Below are 7,611 nucleotides of genomic sequence, written 5' to 3'. Positions count from 1 at the left end.
CTGCCCCCCCCCCCCCCCCCCGCGGGGGGGGGGGGGGGGGTGGGGGCGGGGGGGGGGGGGGGGGGCCCCCCCGCCCCCCCCCCCCCGCCCCCCCCGCCCCCCCCCCCCCCGGGCCGCGCCACGCCGTACTGCGCGAGGAGCAGGTCGAAGACCGTCGTCACCAGCGGCCCGGTCGCCCCACCGAGCCGCGTCGCCGGGACCCCCCGCCGCAGCACGTCCCCACGCCCCTGCCCGTGCGCGCCGCCCTCGGTGTCGAAGCGGGGGAGCAGCACCTCGACACCCGACGCCATCTCGTGTCCGTGCAGGCTCAGCCGGGGCCGTACGTCACCCAGGTCCAGGTTCCAGCGGCCCTGGTCTGCCTCGTTCCAGCGGAAGCCGAGCGAGCCGTTCGGGACGACCGCGCGGCCCGTCGCCTCGTCCAGTACGACCGTCTTCCAGGCCGCGTCGCCACCCGCCTGCCCCAGGTCGGCGGCGCGCAGGAACTTCGCCGGGACGTACGCCCCGTCCCGCTCGGTCAGCGTCACCAGGAACGGCAGGTCGGTGAAGCGGCGCACGTAGTCGTCGAAGAACGGGGTCTCACGGTCGACGAAGAACTCCTTGAGCACCACGTGCCCCATCGCCAGGGCCAGCGCCGCGTCCGTGCCCGGATGCGGGTGCAGCCACTGATCGGCGAACTTGGTGTTGTCGGCGTAGTCCGGCGACACCACCACGACCTTCTGGCCCCGGTAGCGGGCCTCCGCCATCCAGTGCGCGTCCGGCGTCCGGGTCACCGGCACGTTCGAACCCCACATGATCAGATACGCCGCGTCCCACCAGTCGCCCGACTCCGGCACGTCCGTCTGGTCGCCGAAGACCTGCGGCGACGCCACGGGCAGGTCGGCGTACCAGTCGTAGAACGACAGCATCGGCGCGCCGATGAGGGAGTGGAAGCGGGCGCCCGCCGCGTGCGACACCATCGACATCGCGGGGATGGGGGAGAAGCCCGCGATGCGGTCGGGGCCCTGGGTGCGGATGGTGTGGACGTGGGCGGCGGCGACCATCTCGACCGCCTCGTCCCAGTCGGCCCGGACCAGACCGCCCTTGCCCCGCGCCAGCTGGTAGCGCCGCCGCCGCTCGGGGTCGCCCTGGATGTCCGCCCAGGCCGGCACCGGGTCCTTCAGGCGCGCCTTCGCCTCCCGGTACATCTCCAGGAGCACCCCGCGCACGTACGGGTAGCGCACCCGCGTCGGCGAGTACGTGTACCAGGAGAACGCGGCGCCTCGCGGGCAGCCGCGCGGCTCGTACTCGGGGCGGTCCGGGCCGACCGACGGATAGTCCGTGGCCTGGGTCTCCCAGGTGATGATGCCGTCCTTGACGAACACGTTCCAGCGGCACGAGCCCGTGCAGTTCACACCGTGCGTGGAGGTCACGACCTTGTCGTGGCTCCAGCGGTCCCGGTAGAAGGCGTCCGCCTCCCGGCCGCCGACCAGCCCGATGCTGTGCAGGTCGGGTGCGGCGGTCCCCGGCCGGAAGAACCGTCCCGCGCGCAGCAGCGCCGCGCCCGGCTCGGTGGGCGGTGTCCGCGTGTCGGTCACGTGCGCTCCCTTGCTCGCCCTGGTTCCCGAACCTAGGGGCGGGCACGGGAGCGCACCCGTTCGCGGGGCCCGTACGGGTCAGCGCGGGCGTCCGGCGTCCGGCGTCCGGGTCAGAGCTTGCGCGCGACCCCCGCGTAGACCGGCACGATGCCCTCCGTCTGGGCGGCCACGTCCTCCGGGTCCGGCCGCCATCCGGTGACCGGGATGATGCCGGGGCCCAGCAGCTCCAGGCCGTCGAAGAAGCGCGCGAACTCGATGAGCGAGCGCGGGTGGAACGGTGTGCCGCTGCGGGTGAACAGACCGGCGGCCCGGCCCACCGCCTCGGGGTTCAGATCGGGCGTGACCTGCGACAGGACGAGGTGGCTGCCGGGCGCGAGGGCGTCGACGTACCGCCCCAGCAGCCCGTGCACGTCGTCGCCGTCGACCGCGTCGCCGAGGTAGTGCGTCAGCGCCACCAGCGACAGGGCGACCGGCCGGCCGAAGTCCAGGCTCTCTCCCGCCAGCCGCAGGATCAGGTCCGGATCCCGGACGTCGGCGTGCACGTACTCCGTGGAGCCCTGCGCCGAGCCGTGCAGCAGCGCCTCCGCGTGCCGCAGGACGATCGGGTCGTTGTCGGCGTACACGACCCGCGACTCGGGGGCCACCGCCTGCGCCACCTGGTGCAGGTTCGGCTCGGTCGGGATGCCGGTGCCGATGTCCAGGAACTGCCGGATCCCGGCCTCGGCGAGGGTGCGGACCGCCCGGTGCATGAACCGGCGGTTGGCGCGCGCGCCGCGCACCGCCGTGCCGTCCGCGGCGAGGATCCTGCGGGCCAGCTCCTCGTCCACCGGGTAGTTGTCCTTGCCGCCCAGCCACCAGTCGTAGACGCGCGCCGGATGCGGCCGGCTGGTGTCGATGGGGGTGGTGCTTCCGTCGAATCCGGTCATGCCGTGTCGTCTCCTGGGAGCCTCGGGCCTTCGGGCCTCGGTGGCGGGGTCGCCGGGTCAGTAGTTCTCGCGGTACTCGCGCAGGACCTTCTCGGTGCGCTGGGTCGACGCGGCACGCGCCGTCATGTGGTCCAGGACCTCCAGGTGCGCGGAGACCTCGGGCCGGGAGTCCAGGTACAGGGCGCCCGTCAGATACTCGGTGAAGACCATGTCGGGCAGCTCCGGCTCCGCGAACCGGAACAGGGTGAACGGCGCGTACGTCCCGGGGTGCGGCCCGTCCTCGAACTCGGCGACCTGGAGCGTCACCCGGTCCCGGGACGCGAACTCCAGCAGCTTGTCCAGCTGTTCGCGCATCACCCGGCCGTGCACGCTGACCGGACGGCGCAGCACCGTCTCGTCCATCACCACCCACAGGTGCGGCGGGTCCGGGCGCTCCAGCAGCCGCTGCCGCTCCATCCGCAGGGACACGTGGCGCTCGACGGCGTCACCGCCCGCGTTGCCGATCGTCCCGGCCTCCAGGACCGAGCGCGCGTAGTCCTCGGTCTGGAGCAGCCCCGGGACGAAGTGCGGCTCGTAGGAGCGGACGATCCGCGCGGCGCCCTCCAGGCTCACGTACATGCTGAACCAGTCCGGCAGCACGTCGTGGTACCGCTGCCACCAGCCCGGCTGGTTGGCCTCCTCGGCGAGGGTGACGAACGCGGAGACCTCGTCGGACCCGACCCCATAGGTTGTCAGCAGGATCTGGACATACGGTATCTTCAGCGAGACCTCGGCCATCTCCATGCGCCGCACCGTGGCCGGGGCCACGCGGAGCACCTTGGCGGCCTCCTCGCGTCTGAGGCCCGCGGTCTCCCGCAGTTCCTGCAACCGTCTGCCGAGGACCACCTGGCCCACGGTGGGCGCGGCCCGTCGCTCACTCACGCCACGCCTCCCCAACGCGCCCAAGTCACACCGCAGTCTGTCATGTACCCCCGCCGCTCTCACAGGGGTGTTCGCGATCAACCTTGTCAGGACAGGAGTGTGTGGAGGTACTTGACCGTCGCCGGGTCGGCCGGCAGCAGCGTCTCGATGGCCAGCTCGGCCACCGTCACGTCCATCGGGGTGTTGAAGGTGGAGATGGACGAGATGAACGACAGGGTCCGGCCCTCGTGCTCGATCATCATCGGCAGCGCGAAGTACGGCACCGGCTCGTCCGGCTCCCCGTCCGGCGTGATCTCCGGCGCGGTGTCCGGTACCGGATAGGCCGCCACCTCGTCGTACAGCGCGCGCAGCGGCTCGGAGCGCTGCAGGGCGATCTGCCGCTCCATCTGCTCCAGCAGGTGCCCGCGCCACTCGCGCAGATTGCGGATGCGCGGTGCCAGTCCCTCCGGGTGCAGGGTCAGCCGCATCGCGTTCAGCGGCGGCGCGAGCAGATGCTCCGCGACCCCGTCCATCAGCATCGCCACGCCCCGGTTGGCCGCCAGCACCTGGTACGTCCCGTCGACCACCAGCGCCGGATACGGCTCGTAGCCCCGGATCAGCCGCTCCATGCCCTCGCGCAGGGCGCCCAGCGCCGGGTCGTCCAGCGGGGTCTCCGGGTAGTGCGGGGCGTAACCGGCCGCGAGCAGCAGGGCGTTGCGCTCGCGCACGGGGACGTCCAGGTGCTCGGCGAGGCGCAGCACCATCTCCTCGCTCGGCCGGGAGCGGCCCGTCTCGACGAAGCTGATGTGCCGGGCGGAGGAGTCGGCGCGCAGCGCCAGCTCCAGCTGACTGACCCGCCGCCGCTCCCGCCAGGCCCGGAGCAGCGGACCCACGCCCCGGGTGGCGGGGACGGTGCCGGACGTGAGTGCGGTCATGGGCCGAACGGTAGTCGACGGCGGCCCGTACCGGGACGGGTCGGCCCTCCTGACCAGGGCTCCGACGGCCGCGCTGTGGCAGGCTGAAGGGGCACCCCGGTACCCAGGCACCCCCCGGCAACCAGGACAGGAGCGTGGCACATGCCCGTAGAACCGCTGTCGCGGCAGGAGATCGAGGAGCGGCTGACCGAGCTGCCGGGCTGGTCGCTGGACGACGGCCGCCTCACCCGTGCCTACCGGCTCGGCTCGCACTTCGCGGCGACCGCCATGGTCGTGCACATCGCCCAGGTGCAGGAGGAACTCGACCACCACTCCGACCTGACCCTCGGCTACAACACCGTGTCCCTCGCGGTGCACACGCACAGCGCGGGCGGGGCCGTCACCGCGAAGGACGTCGAGCTCGCCCGCAGGGTGGAGGATCTGGCCGCCGGTCACGGGGCACACTGACGGTGTGCTCGACTACGACAAGGAAGCGGAGCGGTACGACGCGTCCCGCGGCGGCGAGCCCCGGGCCGAGGCCGCCGCACGGGCCGTACTGAGCCTCGTGCCGCGAGGGGCGCGCAGCCTGCTCGACGTCGCCTGCGGCACCGGCATCGTCACCCGGCGGCTGGCGGCCGCGCCGGGCGCCCCTCGGGTGACCGGCGCGGACCTCGCCCCCGCCATGGCCCGGCGGGCGGCGGCCCGGCTGCCCGGTGCCGTCGTGCTCGCCGACAGCCGCCGGCTGCCGTTCCGGGACGGCGGGTTCGACGCCGTCACCAGCGTGTGGCTGCTGCACCTGGCGGGGGGCGCCGGGAACGTGCGGGCGATCGTCGGCGAGTGCGCCCGCGTGCTGCGGCGCGGCGGGGTGTACGTGACCACCGTCGACAAGGGCGCCTCGCACAACGTGGGCAGTGACATCGACGCCGTGCTCGCGGCCCGCCCGCCCAGCACCGCACACGACGCCGTCGGCCTCGTCGAGGCGTACGCCCGCGCGCACGGCCTGGTCCCGGCGGGACAGGCCCGCTTCACCGGCCACGGCCAGGGCCGCAGCCCCCGCCGTACCGTCGCCGACCTGCGGCGCGGCTGGTTCGTCACGCTGCCGCCGGGCGACCCGCGCGCGGAGCACTTCGCCACCCGGCTCGCGGCCCTGCCGGACCAGGACCGGCCCCGGCCCGACCCGGTCTTCACCCTCCGGGCGTTCGTGAAGTCGTAGGCCCGGAGCGGCAACCCGGGTCTCCCGGGCGGCGACTGAGAGGCGGAACCCATCCGTCCTCCAGGAGGTCCGTCGTGAGCCACCCCCACACGTACCGCAGACGCCCGCTCGCCCTGGCCGCAGCCCTCTCCGCCGCGGGGCTCGTCGGCGCGGGCCTGACGACGCTCGCCCCCGACACCGCCCAGGCCGCCACGGCACGGCAGGTCGAGGCCCTCGACCGGGGCGTGGTCAGCGTCCACACCGGCGACGGCAACCTGGTCGGCTGGCGCTGGCTGGGCACCGACCCGGACAACGTCGCGTTCAACGTCTACCGGGCCGGCACGAAGGTCAACGCCGGCCCGGTCACCGGCTCCACCACCTTCTTCCACGCCGGCGCCCCGTCCCACGCCGACTACACCGTCCGCGCCGTCGTCAACGGCACCGAGCAGGGCGACTCCGTCCACGCCGTCCAGTTCCGGGCCGGCTACAAGGACGTGCCGATCAGCCCGCCCGCCGGCGGCACGACACCCGACGGCGTCTCGTACACCTACGAGGCGAACGACGCCTCCGTCGGCGACCTCGACGGCGACGGCGCGCTCGACCTCGTCCTCAAGTGGCAGCCGGCCAACGCCAAGGACAACTCCCAGTCCGGCTACACGGGCAACACGATCGTCGACGGCATACGGCTGGACGGCACCCGGCTGTGGCGCGTCGACCTGGGGCGCAACATCCGCTCGGGCGCCCACTACACCCAGTTCCAGGTGTACGACTACGACGGCGACGGCAGGGCCGAGGTGGCCATGAAGACCGCCGACGGCACGAAGGACGGCACCGGCGCGGTCGTCGGCAGCTCCTCGGCCGACCACCGCAACTCCTCCGGCTACGTCCTGTCCGGCCCCGAGTACCTGACGATGTTCGACGGCCGGACCGGCACGGCCATGGGCACCGTCGACTACGTCCCCGCCCGGGGCAACGTCTCCTCCTGGGGCGACTCCTACGGCAACCGCGTCGACCGCTTCCTGGCGGGCACCGCGTACCTGGACGGCTCCCGGCCCTCCCTGATCATGGCGCGCGGCTACTACACGCGCTCGGTGATCGCCGCCTGGGACTGGCGGAACGGGCGGTTCACCCGCCGCTGGACCTTCGACACCAACTCCTCCACCAACAGCGGCAAGGGCTACGACGGCCAGGGCAACCACCAGCTCTCCGTCGCGGACGTCGACGGCGACGGCAGGGACGAGATCGTCTACGGCGCGATGGCCGTCGACGACAACGGCAACGCCCTGTGGACCACGCGGAACGGCCACGGCGACGCCATGCACGTCGGCGACCTCGACCCGTCCCGCGCGGGCCTGGAGGAGTTCAAGATCGACGAGGACGCCTCGAAACCCTCGTCCTGGATGGCGGACGCGCGCACCGGCCGGATCATCTGGTCCACCGCCGCGGGCGGCGACAACGGCCGGGGCGTCGCCGGGGACATCTGGTCCGGCAGCGCGGGCGCCGAGTCCTGGTCCTCCGCCGAGAGCGGCGTCCGCAACCCCAAGGGCACGGTCGTGAACAGCCGCAAGCCCTCCAGCGCCAACTTCCTGTCCTGGTGGGACGGCGACCCGGTCCGCGAACTCCTCGACGGCACCCACGTCGACAAGTACGGCACCTCCGGCGACACCCGCCTCCTCACCGGCTCCGGCGTCGCGTCCAACAACGGCACCAAGGCCACCCCGGTCCTCGCGGGCGACATCCTCGGCGACTGGCGCGAGGAGGTCGTCTGGCGCACGTCGGACAACACGGCCCTGCGCATCTACTCCACCCCGTACGACACCGGCACCCGCATCACGACCCTCCTCCACGACACCCAGTACCGCACGGCCCTGGCCTGGCAGAACACCGCGTACAACCAGCCCCCGCACCCGAGCTTCTTCCTCGGCAGCGGCATGCCGACGGCGCCGAGGCCGGCGGTGTACACACCGTGAACAAGGGTGGGGTGGGCGCCCTCGGACGCCCACCCCACCCACCCGGCTTACGCGCCCGCCGGTCCCGGCGGGCATAGCGCACGCGGGCCGGGTACCCGGGGTGCCCGGGAAAGACCCCGTGAATCCCGAACTCTC

7 protein-coding genes are annotated in these 7,611 nt (G+C 73.4%); 3 read left to right on the top strand and 4 right to left on the bottom strand.

Features of this window, described 5'->3' with window-relative positions; translation table 11 throughout:
- The 4 genes from ACFWR9_RS13250 to ACFWR9_RS13235 form a co-directional block, all read right to left on the bottom strand.
- On the bottom strand, window positions 1-1,574 hold a 1,574-nt coding region (locus ACFWR9_RS13250; RefSeq protein WP_383840158.1), incomplete at its 3' end, for a molybdopterin-dependent oxidoreductase.
- Between the two features lie 110 nt (window positions 1,575-1,684).
- Window positions 1,685-2,500: an SAM-dependent methyltransferase gene (locus tag ACFWR9_RS13245; RefSeq protein WP_383840155.1), complete on the bottom strand. Its 816-nt coding sequence runs from the start codon at window positions 2,498-2,500 to the stop codon at window positions 1,685-1,687.
- Between the two features lie 57 nt (window positions 2,501-2,557).
- Window positions 2,558-3,421, bottom strand: a complete 864-nt coding sequence (locus ACFWR9_RS13240) for a helix-turn-helix domain-containing protein (RefSeq protein ID WP_383840152.1) — start codon at window positions 3,419-3,421, stop codon at window positions 2,558-2,560.
- Window positions 3,422-3,507: 86 nt separating this feature from the next.
- On the bottom strand, window positions 3,508-4,335 hold the full coding sequence (locus tag ACFWR9_RS13235) for a helix-turn-helix domain-containing protein (RefSeq protein ID WP_383840149.1): 828 nt from the start codon (window positions 4,333-4,335) through the stop codon (window positions 3,508-3,510).
- A 141-nt stretch (window positions 4,336-4,476) separates the two neighbouring features.
- Here ACFWR9_RS13235 and ACFWR9_RS13230 point away from each other — a divergent pair, with 141 nt between their 5' ends.
- The 3 genes from ACFWR9_RS13230 (at window position 4,477) to ACFWR9_RS13220 (ending at window position 7,476) form a co-directional block, all read left to right on the top strand.
- Window positions 4,477-4,782, top strand: a complete 306-nt coding sequence (locus ACFWR9_RS13230) for a 4a-hydroxytetrahydrobiopterin dehydratase (RefSeq protein ID WP_383840146.1) — start codon at window positions 4,477-4,479, stop codon at window positions 4,780-4,782.
- 4 nt (window positions 4,783-4,786) lie between these two features.
- Window positions 4,787-5,527: a class I SAM-dependent methyltransferase gene (locus ACFWR9_RS13225; protein ID WP_383840143.1), complete on the top strand. Its 741-nt coding sequence runs from the start codon at window positions 4,787-4,789 to the stop codon at window positions 5,525-5,527.
- Window positions 5,528-5,601: 74 nt separating this feature from the next.
- The gene (locus tag ACFWR9_RS13220; RefSeq protein WP_383840140.1) at window positions 5,602-7,476 is read left to right on the top strand and encodes a rhamnogalacturonan lyase; all 1,875 of its coding nucleotides are present in this window, start codon (window positions 5,602-5,604) and stop codon (window positions 7,474-7,476) included.
- Window positions 7,477-7,611 lie beyond the last annotated feature (135 nt).

Source organism: Streptomyces sp. NPDC058534 (assembly GCF_042717365.1).
In the GTDB taxonomy this organism is placed as follows: domain Bacteria; phylum Actinomycetota; class Actinomycetes; order Streptomycetales; family Streptomycetaceae; genus Streptomyces.
Note: the sequence above shows the minus strand (reverse complement) of the source record. Positions and strands in the feature narration are given on the sequence as shown.